Source organism: Alteribacillus sp. YIM 98480, from assembly GCF_009765375.1.
Lineage (GTDB): Bacteria > Bacillota > Bacilli > Bacillales > Marinococcaceae > Alteribacillus.
In genome coordinates, this window is record NZ_VTOK01000001.1 from 132,386 (window position 1) to 157,694 (window position 25,309).

The 25,309-nt window shown below is 39.7% G+C and carries 21 protein-coding genes; 17 read left to right on the plus strand and 4 right to left on the minus strand.

Annotated features, from left to right (window positions below):
- The first annotated feature begins 92 nt into the window (after positions 1-92).
- The 10 genes from FZF09_RS00585 to gatB all read left to right on the plus strand — a co-directional run bounded on the left by FZF09_RS00585 (position 93) and on the right by gatB (position 13,399).
- The gene (locus FZF09_RS00585) at positions 93-1,190 is read left to right on the plus strand and encodes a DUF3048 domain-containing protein (RefSeq protein ID WP_158734633.1); all 1,098 of its coding nucleotides are present in this window, start codon (positions 93-95) and stop codon (positions 1,188-1,190) included.
- A gap of 48 nt (positions 1,191-1,238) precedes the next feature.
- A complete protein-coding gene (locus FZF09_RS00590; protein ID WP_158734634.1) occupies positions 1,239-1,559 on the plus strand; it encodes a YerC/YecD family TrpR-related protein in 321 nt (106 codons plus the stop codon).
- A gap of 151 nt (positions 1,560-1,710) precedes the next feature.
- Complete coding sequence (locus FZF09_RS00595; protein ID WP_158734635.1) at positions 1,711-3,327, plus strand: DUF4309 domain-containing protein; 1,617 nt, start codon at positions 1,711-1,713, stop codon at positions 3,325-3,327.
- Between the two features lie 348 nt (positions 3,328-3,675).
- Positions 3,676-4,389 (plus strand): heptaprenylglyceryl phosphate synthase, encoded by a 714-nt coding sequence (gene pcrB / locus FZF09_RS00600; protein WP_158734636.1) that lies wholly within the window; start codon positions 3,676-3,678, stop codon positions 4,387-4,389.
- Positions 4,390-4,422: 33 nt separating this feature from the next.
- Positions 4,423-6,654 (plus strand): DNA helicase PcrA, encoded by a 2,232-nt coding sequence (gene pcrA / locus FZF09_RS00605; protein WP_158734637.1) that lies wholly within the window; start codon positions 4,423-4,425, stop codon positions 6,652-6,654.
- 26 nt (positions 6,655-6,680) lie between these two features.
- Positions 6,681-8,684 (plus strand): NAD-dependent DNA ligase LigA, encoded by a 2,004-nt coding sequence (ligA, locus tag FZF09_RS00610; protein ID WP_158734638.1) that lies wholly within the window; start codon positions 6,681-6,683, stop codon positions 8,682-8,684.
- A 206-nt stretch (positions 8,685-8,890) separates the two neighbouring features.
- Complete coding sequence (locus tag FZF09_RS00615) at positions 8,891-10,084, plus strand: CamS family sex pheromone protein (protein ID WP_158734639.1); 1,194 nt, start codon at positions 8,891-8,893, stop codon at positions 10,082-10,084.
- 103 nt (positions 10,085-10,187) lie between these two features.
- Positions 10,188-10,478: an Asp-tRNA(Asn)/Glu-tRNA(Gln) amidotransferase subunit GatC gene (gatC, locus tag FZF09_RS00620; protein WP_158734640.1), complete on the plus strand. Its 291-nt coding sequence runs from the start codon at positions 10,188-10,190 to the stop codon at positions 10,476-10,478.
- 15 nt (positions 10,479-10,493) lie between these two features.
- The gene (gene gatA / locus FZF09_RS00625) at positions 10,494-11,951 is read left to right on the plus strand and encodes an Asp-tRNA(Asn)/Glu-tRNA(Gln) amidotransferase subunit GatA (protein WP_158734641.1); all 1,458 of its coding nucleotides are present in this window, start codon (positions 10,494-10,496) and stop codon (positions 11,949-11,951) included.
- A 14-nt stretch (positions 11,952-11,965) separates the two neighbouring features.
- Positions 11,966-13,399, plus strand: coding sequence for an Asp-tRNA(Asn)/Glu-tRNA(Gln) amidotransferase subunit GatB (gene gatB / locus FZF09_RS00630; protein WP_158734642.1), 1,434 nt, complete (start codon positions 11,966-11,968; stop codon positions 13,397-13,399).
- 46 nt (positions 13,400-13,445) lie between these two features.
- Here gatB and FZF09_RS00635 read toward each other — a convergent pair whose 3' ends face one another.
- Positions 13,446-14,153 carry a metallophosphoesterase family protein gene (locus FZF09_RS00635; RefSeq protein ID WP_158734643.1) on the minus strand — a complete coding sequence of 236 codons (708 nt, stop codon included), beginning with the start codon at positions 14,151-14,153 and terminating at the stop codon, positions 13,446-13,448.
- A 290-nt stretch (positions 14,154-14,443) separates the two neighbouring features.
- The gene (locus FZF09_RS00640) at positions 14,444-14,761 is read right to left on the minus strand and encodes a hypothetical protein (RefSeq protein WP_158734644.1); all 318 of its coding nucleotides are present in this window, start codon (positions 14,759-14,761) and stop codon (positions 14,444-14,446) included.
- 572 nt (positions 14,762-15,333) lie between these two features.
- Between FZF09_RS00640 and FZF09_RS00645 the strand changes: the two genes are divergently transcribed.
- The 3 genes from FZF09_RS00645 to FZF09_RS00655 all read left to right on the plus strand — a co-directional run bounded on the left by FZF09_RS00645 (position 15,334) and on the right by FZF09_RS00655 (position 17,451).
- The gene (locus FZF09_RS00645) at positions 15,334-16,227 is read left to right on the plus strand and encodes a helix-turn-helix domain-containing protein (RefSeq protein WP_158734645.1); all 894 of its coding nucleotides are present in this window, start codon (positions 15,334-15,336) and stop codon (positions 16,225-16,227) included.
- Between the two features lie 99 nt (positions 16,228-16,326).
- Positions 16,327-17,211, plus strand: a complete 885-nt coding sequence (locus tag FZF09_RS00650) for a diacylglycerol kinase (RefSeq protein ID WP_158734646.1) — start codon at positions 16,327-16,329, stop codon at positions 17,209-17,211.
- A gap of 81 nt (positions 17,212-17,292) precedes the next feature.
- On the plus strand, positions 17,293-17,451 hold the full coding sequence (locus FZF09_RS00655; protein WP_158734647.1) for a hypothetical protein: 159 nt from the start codon (positions 17,293-17,295) through the stop codon (positions 17,449-17,451).
- Here the strand turns inward: FZF09_RS00655 and FZF09_RS00660 are convergent.
- Positions 17,417-17,980 (minus strand): GNAT family N-acetyltransferase, encoded by a 564-nt coding sequence (locus FZF09_RS00660; protein WP_233269351.1) that lies wholly within the window; start codon positions 17,978-17,980, stop codon positions 17,417-17,419. The two genes, FZF09_RS00655 and FZF09_RS00660, sit on opposite strands and share 35 nt — an antisense overlap.
- 319 nt (positions 17,981-18,299) lie before the next feature.
- Between FZF09_RS00660 and FZF09_RS00665 the strand changes: the two genes are divergently transcribed.
- The 3 genes from FZF09_RS00665 to mqnE all read left to right on the plus strand — a co-directional run bounded on the left by FZF09_RS00665 (position 18,300) and on the right by mqnE (position 22,532).
- Positions 18,300-19,502, plus strand: a complete 1,203-nt coding sequence (locus FZF09_RS00665) for an ornithine--oxo-acid transaminase (protein ID WP_158734648.1) — start codon at positions 18,300-18,302, stop codon at positions 19,500-19,502.
- A gap of 19 nt (positions 19,503-19,521) precedes the next feature.
- A complete protein-coding gene (gene pruA / locus FZF09_RS00670; protein WP_158734999.1) occupies positions 19,522-21,069 on the plus strand; it encodes an L-glutamate gamma-semialdehyde dehydrogenase in 1,548 nt (515 codons plus the stop codon).
- Positions 21,070-21,428: 359 nt separating this feature from the next.
- Entirely contained in the window at positions 21,429-22,532 is a 1,104-nt protein-coding gene (gene mqnE / locus FZF09_RS00675) for an aminofutalosine synthase MqnE (RefSeq protein WP_158735000.1), read from the plus strand.
- Positions 22,533-22,646: 114 nt separating this feature from the next.
- Here the strand turns inward: mqnE and FZF09_RS00680 are convergent, their stop codons facing one another.
- On the minus strand, positions 22,647-23,234 hold the full coding sequence (locus FZF09_RS00680; RefSeq protein ID WP_158734649.1) for a hypothetical protein: 588 nt from the start codon (positions 23,232-23,234) through the stop codon (positions 22,647-22,649).
- 477 nt (positions 23,235-23,711) lie between these two features.
- On the opposite strand from FZF09_RS00680, the gene putP reads away from it, so the two are divergent.
- Positions 23,712-25,181, plus strand: coding sequence for a sodium/proline symporter PutP (gene putP, locus FZF09_RS00685; RefSeq protein ID WP_158734650.1), 1,470 nt, complete (start codon positions 23,712-23,714; stop codon positions 25,179-25,181).
- Positions 25,182-25,309 lie beyond the last annotated feature (128 nt).

The window sequence follows — 25,309 nt, forward strand, 5'->3', positions numbered from 1 at the left end:
GTCATTTAAAATAGGAATGCATATGGAGCAGCAACTAATCGAACCGAGGCAGTGCTGGAACTGGATATCAATGCGAAAAAGGATTTGGGGATATGAATAAGTGGATTTTAACCTCATATTCTCTTTGTTTTCTTCTTCTTTCTGCTTGTTTCGGAGGTGATGAAGAAGTTAAGACACAGCCAGATGAACAAAGCCAAGTCGAAGAAACGGATGCAAAACAAGAAGAGCGGGAGAATATTAGACAAGAAGAATTGGAAACATCAAATGAAGACGATGACGAACAAGTATACGAAGAAATGCATCCATTGACTGGAGAGAGGACAAAAGAAGTATCGCCCTACAGGCCGATAGCCGTAATGTTGAATAATCATCCTGCTGCTAGGCCGCAAAGCAGTTTAAGTAAAGCTGACATCGTATACGAAGTGTTAACCGAAGGAGACGTAACTAGGTTATTAGCAATATACCAGAGTGAACAGCCTGAAAAAATAGGTCCTGTGCGAAGTGCCCGCGGCTATTTTATTGATTTGGCTCAAGGTTACGATTCATTTTTTGTAACTCATGGCTGGAGTCCGGAAGCTGAACAAATCCTCCAAAATGGAACTGCTCCGTTTTTGAATGGATTGTTTCATGATGGTACTCTTTTCCAACGTTCAAGAGATCGTCAGCCGCCGCACAACTCATACATTACCTTTGATAACATTCTAAAGGGATTAGGAAATAAAGGATATGAACTAGAAAAGGAAGTAGAGCCAAATACATTTGAAGAAAAAGGGATCTCGTCTTTTGAAGGTCAAGAGGCAAAAGAGATAGAGGTTTGGTATCGTGACAAATACTCTGTTCAGTTTGAATATAATGAACGTGAAGAGGCATACGAACGTTCTAGTGATCACGAGCCAACCTTAGATGAGAAGGAGAGTGCACGGGTTTCTCCTGAAAATGTTCTCATTATCGAAGCCCCTCATCAAGTAGTAGACGATAAAGGGCGCCGGCAAATAAACTTTGAAGCTGGTGGAAAAGGTCTTTTACTTCAAAAAGGAGAACTTTTACAAATAAAATGGAAAAATGAAGACGGCCGTATTCTTCCTGAAAAAGAGGGAGAGGACATAGCGTTTGTGCCAGGGCAAACATGGATTAATGTTGTGCCAACTGCATCTGCTCTTGACGATATAGTAAATGATTTACATGATTAATACATTGCTGTATGAAGAGTACTTGTTTGGAAATGAGGTGTAGCATAATTGCAAATCGATAAGTTAAGAGGTAAAGAATTAGACCAATTATTTAAAGCAATCTTGTCCCTTCGTGATTTAGAAGAGTGCTATGAATTCTTTGATGATCTTTGCACTATCAATGAAATACAATCGCTTGCACAGCGGCTTGAAGTAGCACGTATGCTGCAGCATGGCCATACCTATCATAAAATTGAAACAGAAACCGGTGCAAGTACAGCAACGATTTCGAGGGTGAAACGCTGCTTAAATTATGGAAATGAAAGCTACCAGATGACTTTAGACCGCGTACGAAAAGAAGAACAAGGAGAAAAGGAAAATCAGAAATAACACAACAACGCTAACTACTCTTTTGGTGACAGGGGCGGCCAAGAGAGTAGTTTTTGTTTACTCCATAGGATGGAGCAAAAGCAAAAGGCTTCGCTTTTTCCATAAAACGAGCTAGTATAGAAAGTAAGTTAACAAGAACAGGGGGGCAGACATGACAGATTTCATCGGAAATAGCGTACGTTCCTTTGTTAAACGATTTGGCCTTCATTGGTGTAAACAAAACAATAATCTTAAGCACGCTCTTTATGCCCTATATGGAAAAGAGAGACAAGACATAAATGTAATTATCAATATGCTTGAAGAAGGAATGGTTGATTCTCTCGAAGAATTGAATTCTATAGAGGAATACGAAAAGTATGTTACATGGCTTCAAGATAAAAAAAACATATCTGAACAGATGGCAAAATGGGCTGTCCATACGTGGACAAAAGCTATTTTTGATCGTTCCTTTTTAAAAGAAGCATCACCGCCCCCGTCCTATGTCTCCTTTCCCTACTTATATTCCAAGTCATATATGAAGAAATATTCTTCTACTAATTCACAGAAGGATTATTCTAATCATGCAGAACAACGAATCCTTACCACACCTTTGCAGCAAAGCAAGGAACAAACTTTGTCTACATATCTCCCTGTCGATACAAGAAGATCGGTTTGGCGGCCAAAAAAATTATTATTACTTGTGATTGCATGTATGATAGTAATTCTTTTATATGCATGTTTTATGTCATTATTTTCAGATAGTCAAACGGAAGTTAAGGTGTCAGAAGCAGAAAAACCGTCAAAACAGGATTGGATAGATTGGCTGGAGGATATAAAATCTGGTGAAAATGAAAATAGACTGGTGATCCCTGGCTGTGAAAGCCTAGAAAAGGGAGGTAATGTTCAGCATTTATTGACCAAATACGGATATAGTGACACTCAATCTGTTATAGAAGATCGTTTTTACTACAGATTTGATACATGTACGTATTATGAAAAAGACAATAAGAATACTGGTAATATTTTTTCTGTAGAGCGCCAGGCAGAAGATTGGCAGCCTTCTAGAGAAGAAATAGAGGAACAACTTGGGGACCCAAATGATTTAATGATTAATGAGAGTAAAAGAGAAGCACGGACACTTTATCATTTTCCCGCACATGATTTGCTTTTTATTTACCAGGGAGTTGAAAACACTAGCTCTTTAAAGAATGTGGAAATGGGAGAAATAAATAAAAATGCGGCAGCACTTGAACCAGAACATGAAGCTAGTGCAGTGCAAACAAACCTGCCTCAACCACACAAAGATAGGAATTTGAAAAATATTTCAGGTCAACCTGGAAGAAATAATCATCTAACTGAATCTGCTCGCATGTTTTTGGAAGAACTGGTCTTATCGGTAAAAGAGTGGGGAGGGTATGCACCTGGCTGTACGATGTTAGAAGCCGACCTGAACGCAGAATCACTTGTAGGTTTATTAGGACCTCCAGATGCTGAACAGAAAATAGGAGAGATGCAAAGGTACACGTATGGAGAATGTGAATTTTACTTCCTGTCTACGGATCGAACCAAGTCTATAAAAGCTATTTCTTCTACAGATATTAACAAAACGATTTCTGAAGGAGAGGTAAGACACTTTTTAGGAGAACCGGTGTCGGATTTCTCAGATCCTCAATCCTCCATTTTTATTTATACTATTGGAGATTATTTTATACAATTTGAGTTTAATCAAAAAAAGAAAGTGCTCGAAAAAGTAACTTTAAGTGATGAACAGCTGTCGCAGCTCCTTTGATCCTTTAGGAAAATTTAACTTTGCTAAAAGATCAAAATATATTGCCATAAGGACTCGGCGGCAAGCAGAGTTTTCTATCAAAAGGTAAGAAATTATAAATAGTTGGGGTTTTACATGTCTAGCTCAGCGCCTACTCGCGAGAGTTTCCTTCGGTTCGACAATGGAAAGCAAAGATCAGCTTTCCATATGCCTACCCTTCAGGACTTGTCGCTCGTGAGCAAGGCGCTTGCGCTTTTCTTTTGACGAGAAGATAGTGCCTCCTCTTCAAGCTTTTGAGGAGAATGTATAATGTTTGCTATAATCAATCGTTGAGAAGAATATTTGTATTTTTAATTTGGAGGAGCAGAAATGCTTTCATATACAGAATGGAAACATGTATTTAAACTTGATCCAGCAAAAGAATTGAATGATAAAGACTTAGAAGCTGTTTGTGAATCAGGAACAGATGCAATTATTATCGGAGGCAGCGATAATGTTACATTAGACAACACAATTTCTCTTTTAGCGAGGGTGCGGCGCTATTCGGTAGCTTGTGCGCTTGAAGTTTCAACTTTGGATTCTATCACGCCGGGTTTTGATTATTTTTTCATTCCTACCGTACTGAACGCGGGTGATCCTCGCTGGATAACCGGAATGCACAGACAGGCCTTAAAAGAATACGGTACAATGATGAATTGGGAAGAAATTGTGACGGAAGGTTATTGTATACTTAACAGTGATGCAAAGGTTTCATCTTTAACGGAAGCCGATACAGCACTTGATCAAGAAGATGTAGAGGCAGCTGCAATGCTTGCTGACCGTCTGTTTCATCTTCCTGTTTTTTATTTGGAATACAGTGGCGTTTACGGTGATCCAGCTATCGTTAAAGCTTGTGCTGACACTCTTGAAAACGCCAGACTATTCTATGGCGGCGGTATCAAAACGACTGAGCAGGCAGCAGAAATGGCAGCTCTTGCTAACACTGTAGTTGTAGGAAATATAGTATATGAAGATGTGAAAACTGCACTGAAAACTGTAAAAGCAGTAAAAAACAATGGAAGCGATGACGGAAAAAACGTATAATATATTCGAACATATGTTTGAGGTGGTGTACCGATGCAACGACAAATTGTAGAAAAGATGCTCGGCGGAATGAATCCAGAACAAAAAGAAGCAGTACAGCACACAGAAGGCCCTCTCCTAGTGATGGCAGGAGCAGGCAGTGGAAAAACCCGTGTGCTCACACATCGGATTGCTTATTTAATACGTGAAAAAGGGGTGCCTCCGTATGCCATTTTGGCCATTACGTTTACGAATAAAGCAGCCCGTGAAATGAAAGAGCGCGTTGCTGATTTGGTTGGACCAGTGGCCGAAGACATTTGGATGTCGACTTTTCATTCCATGTGTGTAAGGGTATTGCGTCGTGATATTGACAGAATTGGATATAACCGAAACTTCTCGATTCTTGATAGCTCTGATCAATTGTCTGTCATTAAACAAATTTTAAAAGACCAAAATATTGATTCCAAAAAATTTGACCCACGCAGTATGCTTGGAATGATATCATCTGCTAAAAATGTGCTGGATACACCGGAAAAATTTGCAGAAAAAGCATATGGACCTGTTGAAGAAACAGCAGCAGATGTTTACAAAGAATATCAACGCCGTCTGCGAACCAATCATGCTCTTGATTTTGATGATTTAATTATGATGACCATTAAGCTATTCAAGCAGGTGCCGGAAGTTTTATCTTTCTATCAACGAAAATTCCAATACATTCACGTCGATGAATATCAAGATACAAACAGAGCTCAGTATGTCCTCGTTAATTTACTAGCTGAGAATCACCGGAATCTATGCGTAGTGGGGGACTCAGATCAATCGATTTATAAATGGCGCGGAGCTGATATTGAAAATATCCTTTCTTTTGAAAATGATTATGAAGAATGCAGGTCGATTCTTTTAGAACAAAACTACCGATCCACTAAGAAAATTTTGCTAGCTGCCAATGAAGTCATTAAAAATAACAGCGGACGCAAACCTAAAAACCTTTGGACTGAAAATGACGATGGGAAAAATATACACTACTTTCAAGCTGCGGATGAACGGGATGAATCGGTGTATGTCGTGGAAAAAATAAAAGAAGCAGTACAAAACGGAAACTACGATTATTCTGATATTGCCGTTTTATATCGTACCAATGCCCAGTCCCGTGTTATGGAGGAAATGTTTTTAAAATCAAATATAAACTATAATATGATCGGCGGCACGAAGTTCTATGATAGAAAAGAAATTAAAGATGTACTTGCCTATTTACGCGTTGTTGCTAATCCAGATGACGATATCAGCCTTGGCCGAATAATAAATGTACCAAAACGTGGAATCGGGGCAACGACAGTAGATAAAATTGCTGCTTATGCCAACAATCAAGGAATTTCTATGTTTGCTGCTCTTCAGGAAGCTGATCAGATTGGGTTAAGTGCACGCCCGACTAAAAAACTGCTGGAGTTTTCGGAGCAGCTTGGCCATTGGATCCAATTGCAAGATTACTTGTCGGTCACTGAGCTAGTTGATGAATTGCTCGAAAAAACGGGTTACCGCGATGCTTTAAAAGAAGACAAGTCTCTAGAATCTCAGAGCAGACTAGAAAATATTGATGAATTTATATCCGTAACGAAAGACTTTGAGAAGAAAAATGAAGACAAATCTTTAATCGCGTTCTTGACTGATCTTGCGCTTGTCTCTGATATTAATCAGGAGGAAGAAGACGATGAAAGCGCAGTTGTGATGATGACACTGCACTCAGCAAAAGGGCTTGAGTTTCCTGTAGTGTTTTTAATTGGAATGGAGGAAGGTGTATTCCCGCACAGCCGCTCCTTATTTGAAAACGAAGAAATGGAAGAAGAAAGACGTCTTGCTTATGTAGGCATTACAAGAGCTGAGAAAGAACTGCATCTTACACATGCTCATATGCGCCAATTATATGGCCGTACGCAGGCAAATCCAATGTCGCGTTTCATTCAAGAACTTCCGCAGGATGTTATTGACGGAATGGAAAAAGAAAACAAACCGGATTGGATGAAAACAAGTATAGGCGGGACAAACAGTGCTGTTTCACCACAACGAAAGGCAGCGGTTGCTCCTGCAAAAGGAAGAACCATATCAGCGTCGACTGGCGGAAGCAGTTTTGACTGGCAGGTTGGTGATAAAGCGGAGCATAAAAAATGGGGGACAGGAACTGTGGTTAGTATTAAAGGAGAAGGGGAAGATGTTGAACTCGATGTAGCGTTTCCTACAGAAGGGGTTAAACGTCTCTACGCCAAATTTGCTCCGATTTCAAAAGCCTAACGCAGAGTTAGAAAGGAAGACAGTCTATGAATCGAAAAGATGCAGAGGAGCAGGTCAAAAAGCTCCGGCAATTATTAGATAAATATGGCTATCATTATTATGTGCTGGATAACCCGCTTGTCCCAGATTCTGAGTATGACGAAAAAATGCAAAAACTCATGAAGTTAGAGGAAGAATTTCCAGAGCTTCAAAGTAATGACTCACCTACCGTTCGTGTAGGAGGTCCACCTTTAGAAGCCTTTGAGAAAGTACAGCATCAAATCCCAATGATGAGCCTTGGCAATGCTTTTAACGAACAGGATTTATATGATTTTGATCGAAGAGTTCGGCAAGTAACAGGAGATGACGTTCAATATACATGTGAGTTGAAAATTGATGGTCTCGCTGTTTCGTTGTCGTATGAAAATGGTAGCTTTGTCCGCGGAGCAACACGAGGAGACGGTACAACAGGAGAAGACATTACGAGCAATTTAAAAACAGTAGGATCCATTCCGCTTCGGTTGCGAAAACCAGCTGATATTGAAGTGCGTGGAGAAGTATTTATGCCCAAACGTTCCTTCGAAAGATTAAACGAGGCCAAAGAAAATGCGGGAGAAATGTTGTTTGCCAATCCGCGCAATGCAGCAGCAGGGTCTTTGCGTCAGCTTGATCCTAAGATTGCTGCTAGCAGAAATCTGGATATTTTCTTATATGCAATAGCTGATGATAAAGGGATAGGATTAAAAACTCATTTCGAAGCTATTACTTATATGAAAGAGTTAGGATTTAAAACAAATCCGGAAAGCAAACATTGCAGCAGTATAGAAGAAGTTCTTGAATATGTGAACAGCTGGGTAAACCGCCGTAACGATTTACGTTATGAAATCGACGGAATTGTTATAAAAGTAGATGATCTAAAGCAGCAGCAAGACCTTGGCTTTACAGCGAAAAACCCTCGCTGGGCGATTGCGTATAAATTTCCCGCTGAAGAAAAGGTGACTACACTGACAGGCATTACTCTTTCTGTCGGAAGAACTGGAGTCGTTACCCCCACCGCACAATTGAAACCGGTAAAAGTTGCTGGAACGACAGTACAGCGGGCTTCTCTTCATAATGAAGACCTCATTCGCGAGAAAGATATTAAAATAGGCGACCAAGTCGTCATCAAAAAAGCAGGAGACATTATTCCTGAAGTTGTTAGAGTGTTAGACGATCTGCGTGAAGGAAATGAAAAGGACTTTGAAATGCCTACAGAATGTCCTGCGTGCGGAAGTGAACTTGTTCGGCTTGAGGAAGAAGTAGCACTTCGCTGCATCAATCCACAATGTCCTGCGCAAATGCAGGAAGCATTGATTCATTTTGTCTCAAGAGATGCTATGAACATCGACGGGCTGGGTGAGAAAGTTATTCAGCAGCTTTTCAGCCATAATCTTGTAGCAGGAATTGCTGATTTGTATAAGCTTGAAAAAGAAGAGCTTCTTAAACTTGAGCGAATGGGAGAAAAATCTGTCCAAAACTTGTTAAACGCCATTGAAGCGTCTAAAGAAAATTCTTTGGAAAAGTTAATATTTGGTCTTGGTATTCGGTTTGTCGGTTCGAAAGCAGCAAGAACCCTAGCTGAACATTTTGAAACGATGGAACGTCTGCAAATGGCTTCTTCTGATGATTTGCTTGCTATTTATGAAGTTGGTGAAAAAATGGCAGATTCTATTGTCAGTTATTTCGAAAAACCAGAAGCTCAAGCGTTAATAAACGAACTAAAAGAACTCGGTATTAATATGACTTATAAAGGACCGAAAAAAGCAGTGACGGCGGTTGATTCTATTTTTTATGGGAAAACTGTTGTTTTGACTGGTTCCTTAGAGAACGTAACGAGAAAGGAAGCAAAACAAAAAATAGAATCATTTGGCGGAAAAGTAACAGGAAGTGTCAGTAAAAACACAGACTTGCTTATTGCTGGCGAAGATGCGGGATCAAAATTAACCAAAGCCCAAGAAATTGGAATAGAAATATGGGGAGAAGACCAATTTTTAGAAGAGGTTGATTCGTAAGTTCATATTCATGAGATAAAGTACAATGTTAAGGAGAAAGGATGAAACCTTTCTCCTTTGTCTCATTTAAAACACTATTTTTTTCACTTGAGAATCTTTGTCAGTCGTTCTATGATGGAATTTGAACTAGTTGAAAATAGATAACATTACATAGATAAACGTTTTACAGGAATAAAAAGTTCCCGGAGAAATGAGGAGATGGAAACATGTGGAAGAATACGGGAATGATTGCGTTGTCCTCTCTTCTTTTATTATCAGGTTGTCTGCCCGGTTTAGAACCTGATGATGAAGGAGTGGATATCGATCAAGAAGATGATGAAGAAGAAGTGGACGTAGAAGTAAGTCCTGAAATACCAAGTTTAGATAATTACTACCGCAGTATTTTACAGGATGGACAGTTTATACACGGTGTAACAAGGGGATTCAATACGGATGTTGTTTATAATCGAATGGATTTAGAAAGAATGGAAGTGGGCATGCAAGAGATTGCCTCAGAAGAATTTAACCAGAACGACTATTTCTTTCGAGAGGGTCAGTTTATCAATAGAAATGAATTGAACAGCTGGCTTATGAGACAAAAAGAAGGCAGTGAAGAGGAAGATGGGAATCCAGAAGGATTAAATCCTCCGCTTGGGAACGGAGAAAGCTTTGAAGTGCAGGAGAGCTCGCAGCCAAGAGTCCTCTCTAATATTCTTGAACATAACTACGTATTTGAAAACGAAGAAGGAAACCTTCAAGTAGGAGGACTCGTAATAGGTCTTTCCATGAACAGTGTTTATTATTTCAGGGAGCAAAATAGTGATGGCACATATGGTCCGTGGCTAAATGAGGCAATTAATGAACAAACAAGTTTAAAGGAAGGCAAAAACATAGCAAATGAAGTACTCGAGAGATTAAGAAATGAAGAAAGAGCGGAGGGAGCATTGTCTAATGTTCCGATTATGTTTGCTATTTTTCGTGAAGCTCCTCGTGATTCAACGGTTCCCGGTGAATTTATTGCGACAGCAGTAGCTCCACCTGAAGAAGGTATAGGTAATTGGCAATCTTTAAATGAATCACATTATCTCTTTCCATCTAATAATGCTGATGAGGAACAAAGAGAAGATTCCGAAGCTTTTAATCAGTTCAGAAATGATGTCAATCAATTTTTCGAAAACTACGTCGGAGTAGTCGGAGAAGGATATTACCAAAATGATGAGTTAAGAAACCTCTCCATCGACATACCGTTAACGTTTTACAGTAAAACAGAAATCATTGCGTTGACTCAGCATGTTACTGACCGATTAGAACAACGGTTTCCAGATGAATTAGAAATAGAAGTGAAAATTTCGTCTACAGGGGGAGAAGAAGCGTTGGTTGTAAAAGAGCCAGGTGAAGATCCATTTATCCATGTATATTAATCAACAACTTAATGGGCAATGGCGCTGATACGTTGCCCGTCTTATTCTTATTTGGTATCATCTATATATTGTGAAAGAACGAATTAGGTGGAGGTGACCGGAAATGGCCCGTATTACAAAAGATCAGGTAAAACACGTAGCTCATCTTGCTCGTCTGTCTGTAACAGAAAAAGAAGTGGACACTTTCACAGAACAGCTTGATGCTATTATCGGATTTGCAGAGCAGCTTAATGAGCTTGACACGGATGGAGTGGAACCTACCACTCATGTGCTTGATATTCATAATGTATTACGTGAAGATAAACAACGCCCTTCATTAGATCGTGAAGAAGCGTTAAAAAATGCACCCGACCAAGAAGATGGACAGGTGAAAGTGCCGTCAGTGTTAGAGTAAAGGAGGGAACAATTGATGTCGATTTTAGAAGAAAGCTTTTCATCGATACATAAAAAGCTTCACAATAAAGAAATGAAGGTATCAGATCTAGTTGATGCATCTTATTCGCGAATTAAGGAAGTAGACGATAAAGTTCAAGCATTTTTGACATTGGATGAACAGGGAGCTAAAGAACAAGCAAAGAAATTAGATGAAGCACTAGAAAATAATGATACGAGAGGTCTTTTGTTTGGACTGCCTGCAGGAATAAAAGATAACATCGTAACAAACGGACTTCGTACTACTTGCGCAAGTCAGCTGTTATCCAATTTTGAACCAGTTCATAATGCTACTGTTATAAATTGGTTGGAGAATGCAGAATCAGTTACAATTGGTAAATTGAACATGGATGAATTTGCAATGGGATCTTCTAATGAAAATTCCGGTTTTCAAACCACTCGCAACCCTTGGAACATAGAATATGTTCCTGGAGGATCAAGCGGCGGTTCTGCAGCTTCAGTTGCAGCAGGAGAAGTAACTTTTGCTCTTGGTTCTGATACAGGCGGATCGATTCGTCAGCCGGCTTCATACTGTGGTGTAGTAGGCTTAAAGCCAACATACGGCCGTGTATCCCGTTTTGGACTTGTTGCCTTTGCTTCCTCTCTTGACCAAATTGGTCCTTTGACACGTACTGTAGAGGATAACGCGCTTGTCCTTGGAGAAATTGCAGGGCATTGTAAAAAAGATTCCACATCTGCTGACGTTTCTGTACCGGATTATCTTTCATCACTAACAGGCGATGTAAAAGGACTGCGAATTGCTGTACCAAAAGAATATCTTGGAGAAGGAGTCAATGAGGACGTAAAACAGCGCGTACTCGAGGCTCTCAAAGTATTAGAAGAACAAGGAGCAACTTGGGAAGAAGTATCCCTGCCACATTCCCAGTACGCTGTAGCCGCTTATTATTTACTTGCTTCGTCTGAGGCATCTGCTAACCTGGCTCGTTTTGACGGGGTTCGTTACGGGGTTCGTGCAGAAAATCCAAACAATCTGATTGATATGTATAAAGAAACACGCAGCAACGGTTTCGGTGACGAAGTAAAACGCCGTATTATGTTAGGAACATTTGCGCTAAGCTCCGGGTATTATGATGCTTATTATAAAAAAGCTCAAAAAGTACGTACATTGATTAAACAGGATTTTGATAAAATTTGGGAAAACTATGATGTTGTGATTGGACCAACTGCTCCAACGACTGCCTTTAAAGTAGGCGAAAAAATTGACGATCCATTAACGATGTATGCAAATGATATTTTAACTATTCCGGTAAACTTGGCAGGGGTTCCTGCAATATCAGTTCCTTGCGGATTTTCAGAAGGATTGCCGGTTGGTCTGCAAATCATTGCTAAACCATTTGAAGAAGGAACAGTATACCGCGTGGCACACGCTTTTGAACAAGCGACGGATCATCATAAAGCAAAGCCGGAACTGTAAGGGGGGAAAAGAAGATGAAATTTGATACGGTAATTGGACTAGAAGTCCACTCAGAATTAAAAACAAACACAAAAATCTTTTGTAATTGCTCAACCGAATTTGGAGCACCGCCAAACACGCATACTTGTCCGGTATGTCTCGGTCATCCTGGTGTATTGCCTGTATTAAACAAACGAGCAGTAGAATATGCGATGAAAGCAGCGCTCGCGCTAAATTGTGAAATTGCGGAGGAAACGAAGTTTGACCGTAAAAACTACTTTTACCCGGACAATCCGAAAGCATACCAAATTTCTCAGTTTGACAAACCAATTGGAGAAAATGGCTGGATTGAGATTGAAGTAGAGGGCTATAAGAAAAAGATTGGGATTACCCGTATCCATATGGAAGAAGACGCTGGAAAACTGACGCACGATGAGTATGGAGATCATTCCCTCGTTGATTTTAACAGGGTAGGTACACCTTTAATTGAAATAGTATCAGAACCGGACATTGAAACACCAGAAGAAGCCTATGCATATTTAGAAAAGTTAAAAGCCATATTGCAGTATACGGAAGTGTCCGACTGTAAAATGGAAGAAGGTTCGCTGCGCTGTGATGCTAATATTTCATTGAAGCCGGCAGGGCAGGAAGAGTTTGGTACGAAAACAGAGCTTAAAAACTTGAACTCTTTTGCAAACGTCCAAAAAGGTCTTGCTTTTGAAGAAAAGCGCCAGGAACAAGAATTACTTTCCGGCGGAGAAATTCTTCAAGAGACCCGGCGCTGGGATGACGCGAAAAAAGAAACGATTCTTATGCGTGTAAAAGAAGGATCAGATGACTACAGATATTTCCCAGAACCAGACCTTGTATCTCTTTACATTGATGAAGACTGGAAAGCTAAAATCAAGGAAGATATTCCAGAGCTTCCAGATGCACGAAAAGCTCGTTATATTGAAGAATATGGATTGCCTGAATATGATGCGGGAGTCATTACGCAATCCAAAAATATGTCTGATTTCTTCCAGGAGACGATTAACCAAGGAGCAGATGCAAAACAGGCTGCTAACTGGCTGATGGGTGAAGTGAATGGTTATTTGAATTCGGAAGGCTTAGAATTAAACGATGTCGCTCTCACGCCGGAAAGTCTTGCAAAACTGATCAGCTTAATCGAAAAAGGAACCATTTCAAGTAAAATCGCCAAAAAAGTTTTCGCTGATGTCATGAAAGAAGGCGGAGATCCAGAACAAATTGTAAAAGACAAAGGCCTTGTACAAATTTCAGATGAAGGCGAATTGAAAAAAATCGTGGATGGTATCCTTGATAATAATGCACAGTCGATTGAAGACTATAAAAACGGAAAAGACAAAGCGCTCGGTTTCTTAGTTGGCCAAGTCATGAAAGAAACAAAAGGGAAAGCAAACCCGCAGATGGTCAACAAGCTGATCGTAGAAGGAATGGACGAGCGTTAATAATGGATATATACCCCCTTTGCTCAGCAGGAGTGAGGGGGTATGTTTAGGTTTCAATAATAACAGATTCGACGTGATATTCTCCGTTATGATAAATAAGTGCATTTAATTGTTTATTAAATCCCGCACCGCCATCAATGCCGATTTTGTCAGGCTGAAACCACACTCCTGCATCTTCTTGAAGTGTCATCGTAGGGGTATGTCCAAAAATAACCTTTTTTGTAGTAGAGACGGTATTTTCTAAAAAAGGGGACCGGATCCATAACAACTCTTCTTCGGGCGTTTCTTTCCAATTATCCAGTGAGGGGTTAATCCCGGCGTGGACAAGAATGTGTTCCTTCGTTTCTCTATAGTTTTCAAGATTCTTTATAAAGTGATAATGTTCAGCGAATTCGTTTGTTATCCATTTATGGATTTCGTCAAATGAATCTTTTAACAGCCGGTTTCCTGCATAACTTTTTAAGGTTTCCCTTCCGCCATTTTGTATCCATAACGATACATCACTATCGTCTGCATTCTCAAAGGCATCAAGCATCATGCGCTCATGATTTCCTTTTAGAAATACAACATGCTCTCCTGCAATTTGTTGGAGCTGCAACAAATAACGGATAAGCTGATTGGATTGAGGTCCGCGGTCGATGTAATCTCCCAAAAGATAAAGCTGGTCTTTTCTAGGGTTATAGTTTAATTGACTTAGTAGAGAAGTGAAAGCTTTAAATTGGCCATGAATATCTGAAATAAAAATTTCCCGCATAATAATGTCAGTTCCCCCTTGCTCTGTCTATACACGTAAACATTCCCTTTTGAACAAGGAAAAAAACGCAAATTTCTGCTGCTGAATATAAAGCGGCAAGAGCATGACTTGTTCACGATATAGTTTTGTTTTCTAAAAGTCGATGTTTAAAACGCCGCATGTGATAACCAAGGCATATATTAAAAAGAGGCCAGGTATAACAACCAGGCCAATCGGAGGAAGTCTTTTCATATATCCAATAATTGAAACAAAAGAAGACAAGGGGGAAGAGGCATCTTTTGTTTCACCTGTTAAGCAAATTGTACAGCATTTGTATATTGGTCTAACTGATATTTCATATATTCAAAATCCCGGTCTGTGGCATTTTCCAACATATCAACAAGCAGTCCAAAAGATAGTGGTTCTGTACCTAAGGGATCTTTAAAAACAGATCTATCTGCACTCCAAATGAGAGACATCATCTCAATAAAAGGAATTTTCCCCTCTACATGCGGAGCGTTGTAATAAACAAAATCCCGTAAAGCGCACAAGTCATCCCGATTGAAAGCATTTTCATATTTTTCTAGAAATAAACAAACAAACGCTTCGACTTCCCTGCTTGGATTCATTATCATTCTCCTCTCACCGAGACAATTTTTAAACGAACCAAAGGTACTCGGTCGTTCTAAAAATAAAACTTAGTCTAAGGATTCAGATAAAGCCTGGTTTCTCTCAAACTGTTAGGAAAGCATGAATTTCAGCGGTTAACAGTATAAGACAAACATGGATTTAACTCATAGAATTGGAGAAAATCAAGTGTTTCTAAAAAAGAATCCCCTGCGGATAAAGCAAGGGTTAAAAAAGGGGGTAGCTTGGTTGTGGTGTAAAGATTGTCCGAAAAATGATTAGTTATTAATAAGCATGTGGCAAGGATACATCTAAAGTACTTACATCACCAGTAGAAGCTAATATGGCTAAAGAAAAAGCTATCATACCTAGAGCTTGTAATTTTCTCACATTAATTCCTCCCCACTGAATTTTTATTTCATTGATTTCATCCTGGGTATATTGTTACATAAATTGAAAAAAAACACATCCGCCTTTATAAAGTATGAGAGTTAATGAGGGCTTTTAAAGTAAAAATTTCATGGTAATATACTAATTAAGAGAACTATAGTACTCAGTAGCTGGAGGGAAAATAATGGAAGGACCCTCACTAGGGATCAAGTTAAAAGATTTAAGAGAATACTACAATGTCAGTCAAAGAGAGCTGGCTAAAAATATATGTTCACAAAAGGCCGTTTCAAAAATTGAAAGAGGAGAAACACAGCCTACAGCAGACATATTGCAGCAGCTGGGGTTAAGACTGGGGGTGGACATCAGTTATTTTTTTGAGGAACAAGAAGCTCCAAGATTTAATTATATACAAGAAACGAAAGATAAGATAGAAGATTTGGTTAGTAAATGGAAATATAAAGAAGCTGTTGAAATTATAAAAGAAGAACTAAAAAATCCTTTGTTTCGAAAGGCCACTCATCGAAAATTTTTATTATGGAAAAGAAGTGTTTGTCACTTTAACCTTACCCAAGAAAAAGAAGACGCTATAGAGTTATTGAAAGTGGCAATGGACATAGAAACTCATTCTAAAAAAACAGTTACAAATGACGATATAGGGATTTATATAAGCCTTGGGAATATGTATTCAGACACGCAAAAATATGAACAATCGCTATATTATTACGAGCAAGCAAAAAAAATGGCAAAGAAATTACCGGTTCATGGTAGTGCGCCGCCAATTTATAAGCTTTATTATAATCTTAGCATTGTGTATTTTCGAATGCATAACTTCGAAGAAGCGGTAAAAGTTGCCGAAGAAGGTATTAATTTTATTTTCAAAAAGGACTCATTATATCTTCTAGGAGAACTATATTATCAAAAAGGAATTTATCTCTTTTATTCTGGGAAAAAACGTGAAGCCCTTCAAAATATGAAAAAAGCTTTGTTTGTGTTTGAAGAAAAAGGTCAAGACCGTTTTTATAAATTTGTGGAAACAAATTATTTAGGTTTTCAAAGGGCAGCTAGAGATACTGTTTAGTTCCGTACTAATATCGAAACTTATTAGAGATTATATTGAATATGATATAGTATAAAAAACAAGATAGAATATTTATAATTTATAATTAGGAGAACAAACATGAAACGTGCACGTATCATTTATAACCCGACATCGGGTCGAGAACAAATGAAAAAGCAGCTGCCGTATATTTTAGACCGCCTGGAAATGGAAGGGTATGAAACCTCTGCTCACATGACCAAAAGAGAAGGATGCGCGAGAGAAGAAGCAAGAAGAGCTGGAATATCCGGCTTTGACATGGTCGTGGCAGCCGGCGGGGACGGCACTATTTTTGAAGTTGTAAATGGCCTGGCAGACCTTGGGACACGTCCGAAGCTAGGATTGATTCCGGCCGGGACGACCAATGATTTGGCGAGAGCTCTTGGTATTAGCGGAAATAATATTGAACAAGTCTGTGACGTTCTTTGTTCAGGGAAAAGCCGCCCTATTGATATTGGAAAAGTGAACGATCAATATTTTATTAATATTGCAGCGGGAGGGAAACTGACCGAGTTAACATATGATACTCCAAGCAAACTGAAAACCATGATGGGGCAGCTCGCATATTACGTAAAAGGGTTCGAAAAGCTGCGCTCTTTGAAGCCGAAATATGTAAAAATGGAGTATGATGGCAAGTTATATGAAGGCCAAATTATGATGTTTCTCATTTCTAATACAAATTCGGTAGGAGGATTTGAGAAACTGCTTCCGAATGCTAAATATAACGATGGTATGTTTGACATGATTATTATTAAAAAAACGAACCTGCCAGAACTTGTCCGTATTGGTACACAAGCGTTAAATGGAGAACACCTTCACCATGAAAAAGTAATGTACGTACAAGCTAACAGAATTAAAATCGACGTTGAAGGAGACATGCAGCTCAATTTAGACGGAGAGTACGGTGGGAAACTTCCAGCGGAATTTGTGAACCTTCACCATCATGTTGAAATGTTTTGTCCATAGCAGCGGACCAGGCTGTTATAGTGCCTGATCCGTTACCTGCCTTTTTTTAAGATAAGAAATTATAAATATTTGGCGTTTTACATGTCTAGCTCCAGGGCCTACTCGCTCGAGATTCCTTCGGTTCGTCAATGGAAAGCAAAGTTCAACTTTCCATATGCCGCCCCTCCAGGACTTGTCTCTCGTGAGCAAGGCGCTTGCGCTTTTCTTACCATTCATGTTTTAACAGTCCGTAAATATTGATATCACGACGTACACCTTTAACGAGCAAACGCTGTCTGATGGTCCCTTCGTATGTCATGCCTAATTTTTCCATAACGCGCATGGAATTTTTATTTTCTGCATAACAGCGCGCTTCGATTCGAACAAGCCCCATTTGTTCGAAGCCGAAGGAAACAAGTTTCGATGCTGCTTCAGGTATGATCCCTTGCCCCCAATAGTTCGGTGAGAGAACATAGCCAATCTCTGCAGCGGCGTGCCCCTGTTCCCACCAGACATAATCAATTGTTCCAATCAATTCAGCTGATTCTTTCCGTTCAATTCCAAATGGAGCGAGGTGACCCTGCTTGTATTTTTCAAATGCAATATCTAAAAATTGCTGTGTATCTTCGGTTGATCGGTGTGTATCCCACAGTACATGCTCACTGACTTCAGGTTTAGAGGCATAGTCAAATACAGCGTATAAGTCCTCTTGCTGCAACCTTCTTAAACGTAATCGCTTCGTTTCTAAATGGGGAAACGGATAAAATACGCCAGAGGTTTTCATGGACATAAGGAATCCCTCCCTTCAAACTACAAAGAGATTCGTGACATAAGTGGTAATCCCCTTCCATTTTTTAATCTTTTGTATGTCTCCCCCAATATGTAAAAAATAACGACATTTTACATGAATGGCAGAAAACGTGAATACTCTGTTGTAAGTAACCCTTTAGTATTTAAGTGTATAGGGTTAATTGAACATCTCTGCCCCCATTTAATATCTCCTTCTTTTTTCAAATACAAGATAATTTTTAATAAAGGAAAATAAATTAATGTAAGAGCATGGCTTTAATATTAGTTGAAATTTTGGGGAAGGGAGAAGGAGTGAAGTCATGACGTTACCTTCATCTACTACTTCGATTATTAAACAAACAGAAAAATACGGTGCAAGAAATTATCACCCGTTACCGATTGTTATATCAAAAGCGGAAGGAGTTTGGGTGGAAGACCCGGAAGGAAAAAAATACATTGATATGCTGAGTGCTTACTCTGCCTTAAATCAAGGCCACCGCCATCCTAAAATAATTCAGGCATTAAAAGATCAAGCAGACAAAGTAACACTCACATCACGAGCCTTTCACAATGATCAGTTAGGTACTTTTTATGAGAAAGTATGCAGTTTGACGAAAAAAGAGATGGTACTTCCAATGAATACTGGAGCGGAAGCAGTAGAAACGGCTATCAAAGCGATTCGCCGCTGGGGATATGAAAATAAAAATATTAAAGCAGGCAGGTCAGAAATTATTGCTTGTGAAGGAAACTTCCACGGACGGACGATATCTGCTGTATCTTTGTCTTCAGAAGATGAATACAAGCGCGGTTTCGGACCGATGCTTCCTGGAATCAAAATCATTCCTTATGGTGATTTAGAAGCGCTAAAATCAGCCATTACTCCAAACACGGCTGGATTTTTACTCGAACCAATCCAGGGAGAAGCAGGGATTGTTATTCCTCCTATCGGCTTTCTAAAAGAAGCAAAAAAAATATGCCAGGAACATAATGTTCTGTTTGCAGTTGATGAAATTCAGACCGGTCTAGGGCGTACAGGCAGAACTTTTGCTTGCGATTGGGAAGATGTAAAGCCGGATATCTATATTCTTGGTAAAGCACTCGGCGGCGGAGTTTTCCCAATTTCTTGCATCGCAGCAAATAAAAACATTTTAAGCGTATTTAATCCTGGTTCCCACGGATCTACCTTTGGAGGTAATCCGCTTGCAGCAGCTGTAGCCGTTGCAGCACTGGAAGTTTTGGAAGAAGAAAATCTGGTGGAGCGCTCTCAGAAACTTGGAAACTATTTCAAAGAGAGAATCAGTAAAATGAACATTTCAAAAATTAAAGAAATCCGCGGAAAAGGTCTTTTTATTGGAGTGGAGCTTACAGAAGCTGCCCGTCCTTATTGTGAAGCTTTAAAGGAAAAAGGCTTACTTTGCAAAGAGACCCATGATACAGTCATCCGTTTTGCTCCCCCTTTGGTCATTTCTAAAGAGGAGTTGAACTGGGCACTGAAGAAAATGGAAGAAGTACTAAGCGCTTAAAAAAGAAAGGAGAGTTATGATGTATACTGCTTATAGACATGAACCCTTTACGGATTTTACAACTGAAGAAAACAGCAAGGATTTTCAAAAAGCATTAGAAAAGGTAGAAGGTTATCTCGGGCAGAATTATCCTCTTCTTATTGATGGCGAACAAATAACAACAGATGACAAACTAGTTTCATACAACCCGTCCAATTATAAAGAAGTTATCGGAAATGTTTCAAAAGCGACTCCTAGACTAATCGACAAAGCTTTTGATGCTGCAAGTGATGCTTTTAAAACGTGGAGACATACCAATCCTACGGCGAGAGCAGAGATACTGTTCCGCGGTGCGGCAATTATGCGCCGCCGCAAGCATGAACTGTCGGCGCTGCTCGTTAAAGAAGCAGGAAAGCCATGGAAAGAAGCAGATGCCGACATTGCAGAAGCAATAGACTTTCTCGAGTACTACGCTCGGCAGATGATCGAACTGAAAGAAGGAAAAGCGATCAACAGCCGCGATGGAGAATATAACCAATATACGTATCAACCGATGGGTGTTGCGGTTACGATTCCACCTTGGAATTTTGCTGGAGCCATTATGGCAGGTACGACTGTTGCACCACTTGTAACAGGCAACACAGTTCTATTGAAACCTGCTGAACCAACCCCAGTAATTGCAGCCAAATTTGTTGAAATTCTTCAAGAAGCCGGTACGCCTAAAGGAGTGATTAATTTCGTCCCAGGTGAACCTTCTGAAATTGGTGATTATCTTGTCGATCATCATAAAACGTCAATTATTACGTTTACAGGTTCAAGAGCAACCGGTCTTCGCGTTTTCCAGCGTGCTGCTGTTGTTCAGGAAGGTCAGCATCATTTAAAACGCGTTCTTGCTGAAATGGGAGGGAAAGACACCGTCATTGTAGACAATGAAGCAAACCTTGATACTGCAACAGAAGCAATTATCACCTCTGCCTTTGGTTTCTCTGGACAGAAATGTTCTGCTGGTTCTCGAGTTGTTGTACATGAAGATGTGTATGATGAAGTGTTGAACCGAGTCGAAGCACGCACGAAAGAATTGACAGTCGGTGATCCTGTTTCTAAAAATAATTACATGGGGCCTGTTATTAATCAAAAAGCTTTTGATAAAATTACTGGCTATATTGAAATCGGAAAAGAAGAAGGACGTCTCGTCGCTGGTGGTGATGCAGACAGTTCAAAAGGATATTTTATTCAGCCAACTATATTTGCCGATGTTGAACCAAATGCTCGAATTATGCAAGAAGAAATCTTTGGGCCTATAGTGGCGTTTTCAAAAGCTAAAAACTACGATGAAGCACTTAAAATTGCAAATAACACAGAGTACGGCTTAACGGGTGCAGTGATTTCTCACAACAGCGAACACCTTGAAAAAGCAAAACATCATTTCCACGTCGGTAACTTATATTTTAATCGTAACTGTACAGGTGCTATTGTCGGCTATCACCCATTTGGCGGGTTCAAAATGTCAGGAACCGATGCAAAAGCAGGCGGGCCCGATTATCTTCTTCAATACATGCAGCCGAAGACGATCAGCCAGATGCTTTAATAAAATGGTTAAAGGAATTTAAAAAGGCTAATCCAAAACGGTCTTCGTGTAAGTACAGTTTTGGATTAAAAGGAAAATACAGTTATTTCTAAAGAAACTTCTAAAGCAGAGATGGTTAGCACTGGCTGTGCGGTGTTAGATAAACGTCGACTGCTTTAGGAGTTTTTATTATCTTAGGATTATTTTCTATAGAAGCAGCAAAAACGTCACAGCTGAACAGAACGCTTATGGCAAAAAAATTATATTTAATACTAAGCGGCTTTTGTTTATAATGAATCTAGGTCACTCTTTATTTTTATAACTGCATGTTGTCATATAATCTGTGTGGCTAGCACGTTTTCACAATCAACTAGGAGGTTATTATCTTGTTAATCCAAAGTGATACCACTTCTCGCCTTAACAACATAAAAGAAAAAGTAGAAAATAATGTTAGATTGTCCATGGAAGATGGTTTATTTTTATATAACTCAGAGGATTTGTTAACGATTGGCGAGCTGGCTAATCAAGCTAACTTAAAAAAGAATGGCAAAAAAACATATTTCGTGGAAAATATGAGTCTATACTTTACCAATGTATGTGAAGCCACTTGTGCTTTTTGCCACTTCAAAAGAAAACCAGGAGAAGACGGAGCATATACAAATTCTCCTATGGAAATGGTAGAACAAGTAAAAGAACGTATTACACCTAATGTAAAGGAATTCCATATTACTGGCGGCCACAACACAGAAGTCCCTTTTGATTATTATGTGGATTCTATTAGAACGTTAAAAGAACACTTTCCGGATGTGACCATAAAAGCTTATACAGGGGCTGAAATTGAATTTTTCTCTAGACAAAGCGGTCTTAGTTATAAAGAGGTGCTTAACAAGCTGAAAGACGCTGGTCTTTCCTCACTTACGGGTGGAGGAGCAGAAATATTATCAGAAAGATACCGGAAAAAAATGAGTGTCAATAAAGCAACGACTGAACAATGGTTAGACGTACATCGCAGCGCTCATTCATTAGGTATCCCTACTCATGCAACCATGCTTTATGGATCGATTGAAACGCTTGAAGAAAGACTTCAGCATATGATTTATTTACGTGAGCTTCAAGATGAAACAAACGGCTTTTTAGTATTTATTCCACTGGCGGTTCAGCCGAAAAGCACCAATTCAAAAATAACGAAAAGAACAAGTGCCGTAGAAGACTTAAAGACAATAGCTATCAGTCGTTTGATGCTAGACAACTTTCAACACATAAAGTCCTATTTTATTACATTAGGGACACAGGTAGCACAGCTGGCATTGAATTTTGGGGCGTCAGATATCCATGGGACGCTCGTAGAGGAACGAATTAGTCATTCCGCTGGCGCTTTGTCTCCAAAAGGTTTAACAAGAGATGAATTAGTATACCTAGTAAAAGAAGCAAATCGTATTCCAGTAGAAAGAGATACACTTTATAACGAATTAAAAACATACTAAAAAAAGAAAAGATGGAGCCATTCCTGAAGTAATTAATGAATGGCTCCATTTTATTATCGTTAAATAAAAGGGGGCTCTTGTGCAGTTTCTTCTCCGTTACCGTATGTTTTTTGGTTAGTTGGAATTTTCATATGTACCCGTACTGCTGTCAAAGGAATCTTCCCAAAGGTGGTTGTTTTTCTCTTCCTGATTTTCATATGTTCCTTCAAACTTTTCCCCGAAATCTGCCCATTTTTCTTCAAAAGAAGCGTTTTTATCTTCCGTTTGAGTATTTTCTCGTTCAGTATCGGATAATAAGGGGGCAAGAGATTGATCTTCTTTATGGCTGCTATCGTCTAAGTTGGGTATTGTATAAAAAAATTGGTTCCATAGCTGACTGATAGATCCAAATTCAACACCAAAGTTATTCCACCGGTTAGAAAAGGATGAATTCTCAGAATCGGATTTTTTTGTACTGCCGTTTGTTTTCCATTTTTGATCGAAATCTTCAAGTTTTTCTTCTTCTGAACGAGTGTCTTCTTCAGATTTTTCCGCTGCTTCTTGTGCTTCTTCCCACGTTTTCTCCCATTCTTCTTGGGTCATGTTTTCTTCTATTTCATTGTTCTCTTTAGGTTGATTCCAAAAAGAATGGTCAGAAGCAGCTTCTAATGGGAGTGGAACAAGTAAGCTTATACTAAAAATAATAATTGCAGCTTTTTTCAATACGTGACGTCCTTTCGTTCAAAGGTAAGAATTTATAAATATTTGGGGTTTTACATGTCTAGCTCCAGCGCCCAGCCGCTCGCCGGGCTGCAGGCACCCTGCGCGAAAGCTCCAGAACCTGTCGCGGGCTCCCAGGATGGGAGTCAGTTCGGCGTTGTCACAGGACGTGACGCTCGTAGCCGAACTTCCTTCTTTTAAGGCGCTTGCGCTTTTCTTACAAATCTTTAAGAACATAGTAGCACAGAATAAGTATTGTTCCTATTCGTTTTAGGAAAGTTAAAAAGGAATTTTGCAGAATGACGATAAAAACTTCATAATATAATAGGAACTGAAGGATCTCTACGTAATTTAAAAGATAGGGGGGGATAAGATGGAGCATGCTTTAACTGGGGCAACGTGGTTTTGGCTGCTGGTGCCAATGCCATTACTCATTATTTTATCTATTATTACTTACTTTACGGAAAGGAGGTATAAACAGTGAGTGCTCCGACGCTGATTACATTTTTAATTTACTTAATTGGAATGTTTTCGATTGGTCTTATTTTTTACAAATTAACGAATAACCTATCTGATTATGTTTTAGGGGGACGAAAACTTGGCGGTGCTGTGGCAGCATTAAGTGCCGGAGCCTCAGATATGAGCAGCTGGCTGATTCTAGCTTTGCCAGGAGCTATGTATATCGGCGGGATGAGTGAAATTTGGCTTCCGATTGGCCTTGCTGTGGGTGCCTATTTAAATTGGCAATTTATGGCGAAGCGATTGCGCCGTTATACAGAAATCTCTAACAATTCCATAACTATCCCGGATTTTTTGGAGAATCGTTTTAGGGATCAGTCTAAAGTGTTAAGAATCGTTTCTGCTGTTTTTATTTTATTATTCTTTGCTTTTTACACATCTTCTGGTCTTGTGGGCGGGGCAACGTTATTTGTGCAATCATTTGGCTGGGAATACACAACAGCTCTTTGGATTGGCGCTGCTATTATAATTACGTATACGTTTCTTGGCGGTTTTTTAGCGGTAAGCTGGACCGACTTTTTCCAAGGAATTATTATGTTTTTAGCACTGATTGTCGTACCGATAGTCGCCATTACAGAAATGGGCGGCTGGGGGAATATGATTGCAGCTGCAGGAGAAGTAGATGCGACTTACTTGGACGCATTTGCTGGTACATCTGTGATTGGGATTATTTCTCTATTAGCTTGGGGGCTGGGATATTTTGGACAGCCTCATATCATTACAAGGTTTATGGCTATTCGTTCCGAACAAGAAGTTCCAAAAGCACGTTTGATCGGCATCACATGGATGGTGTTATCTTTGTTTGGCGCCATATTCACTGGGTTTGTCGGTATTGCATACTTCGCAGGAGCAGGGCCGGGTGATGCGCTAGCTGAAGGAGCTCATGAAACGGTCTTCATTGCCTTTACTCAGCTGCTTTTTAATCCTTGGATCGCTGGATTCCTATTAGCTGCTATCTTAGCCGCTATTATGAGTACGATTGATTCACAGCTTTTGGTGTCATCGAGCGCTTTGGCTGAAGACTTTTATAAAGGATTGTTTCGCCCAGCTGCAAAAGAGCAGGAACTGGTGTGGATTGGCCGCGTTGGTGTATTAGTGATTGCGTTAATTGCTACGTTGTTAGCTTACAACCCTGACAGTACAGTCTTGGAGCTGGTGGAATATGCTTGGGCCGGATTTGGGGCAGTATTTGGACCGGTTATTCTTCTATCGCTGTTTTGGCGGAGAACAACAAAGTGGGGGGCGCTTGCCGGTATGGTAGCCGGGGGACTAACGGTAATTCTTTGGGCTATTCCAGAAGGCGGTTTGTTCGACTTATATGAACTCGTTCCAGGGTTTTTGATCGGCGGATTAGCTGTTATATTTGTCAGTTATATCGATCGGGAACCCGTTTCTGAAATTACGGAGGAATTTGATAAAGTAAAGGGATAACAGACGTTAAAAACGCGCAACAGGAAAAATTCCTGTTAGCGCGTTTTTTACATGGGGTCCTTGCGCTTTTCTTTATGTAGATTTCTTAGTAGCCTTTTCTTATATTAAATATGGACCAAATACCTGTT

Bases quoted from the DNA above. Each gene is read 5' to 3' on its own strand.
- FZF09_RS00585 (WP_158734633.1), top strand. From the start codon at position 93: ATGAATAAGTGGATTTTAACCTCATATTCTCTTTGTTTTCTTCTTCTT.
- FZF09_RS00595 (WP_158734635.1), top strand. From the start codon at position 1,711: ATGACAGATTTCATCGGAAATAGCGTACGTTCCTTTGTTAAACGATTT.
- pcrB (WP_158734636.1), top strand. From the start codon at position 3,676: ATGCTTTCATATACAGAATGGAAACATGTATTTAAACTTGATCCAGCA.
- pcrA (WP_158734637.1), top strand. From the start codon at position 4,423: ATGCAACGACAAATTGTAGAAAAGATGCTCGGCGGAATGAATCCAGAA.
- ligA (WP_158734638.1), top strand. From the start codon at position 6,681: ATGAATCGAAAAGATGCAGAGGAGCAGGTCAAAAAGCTCCGGCAATTA.
- FZF09_RS00615 (WP_158734639.1), top strand. From the start codon at position 8,891: ATGTGGAAGAATACGGGAATGATTGCGTTGTCCTCTCTTCTTTTATTA.
- gatC (WP_158734640.1), top strand. From the start codon at position 10,188: ATGGCCCGTATTACAAAAGATCAGGTAAAACACGTAGCTCATCTTGCT.
- gatA (WP_158734641.1), top strand. From the start codon at position 10,494: ATGTCGATTTTAGAAGAAAGCTTTTCATCGATACATAAAAAGCTTCAC.
- gatB (WP_158734642.1), top strand. From the start codon at position 11,966: ATGAAATTTGATACGGTAATTGGACTAGAAGTCCACTCAGAATTAAAA.
- FZF09_RS00635 (WP_158734643.1), bottom strand. From the start codon at position 14,153: ATGCGGGAAATTTTTATTTCAGATATTCATGGCCAATTTAAAGCTTTC.
- FZF09_RS00640 (WP_158734644.1), bottom strand. From the start codon at position 14,761: ATGAATCCAAGCAGGGAAGTCGAAGCGTTTGTTTGTTTATTTCTAGAA.
- FZF09_RS00645 (WP_158734645.1), top strand. From the start codon at position 15,334: ATGGAAGGACCCTCACTAGGGATCAAGTTAAAAGATTTAAGAGAATAC.
- FZF09_RS00650 (WP_158734646.1), top strand. From the start codon at position 16,327: ATGAAACGTGCACGTATCATTTATAACCCGACATCGGGTCGAGAACAA.
- FZF09_RS00655 (WP_158734647.1), top strand. From the start codon at position 17,293: ATGTCTAGCTCCAGGGCCTACTCGCTCGAGATTCCTTCGGTTCGTCAA.
- FZF09_RS00660 (WP_233269351.1), bottom strand. From the start codon at position 17,980: ATGTCCATGAAAACCTCTGGCGTATTTTATCCGTTTCCCCATTTAGAA.
- FZF09_RS00665 (WP_158734648.1), top strand. From the start codon at position 18,300: ATGACGTTACCTTCATCTACTACTTCGATTATTAAACAAACAGAAAAA.
- pruA (WP_158734999.1), top strand. From the start codon at position 19,522: ATGTATACTGCTTATAGACATGAACCCTTTACGGATTTTACAACTGAA.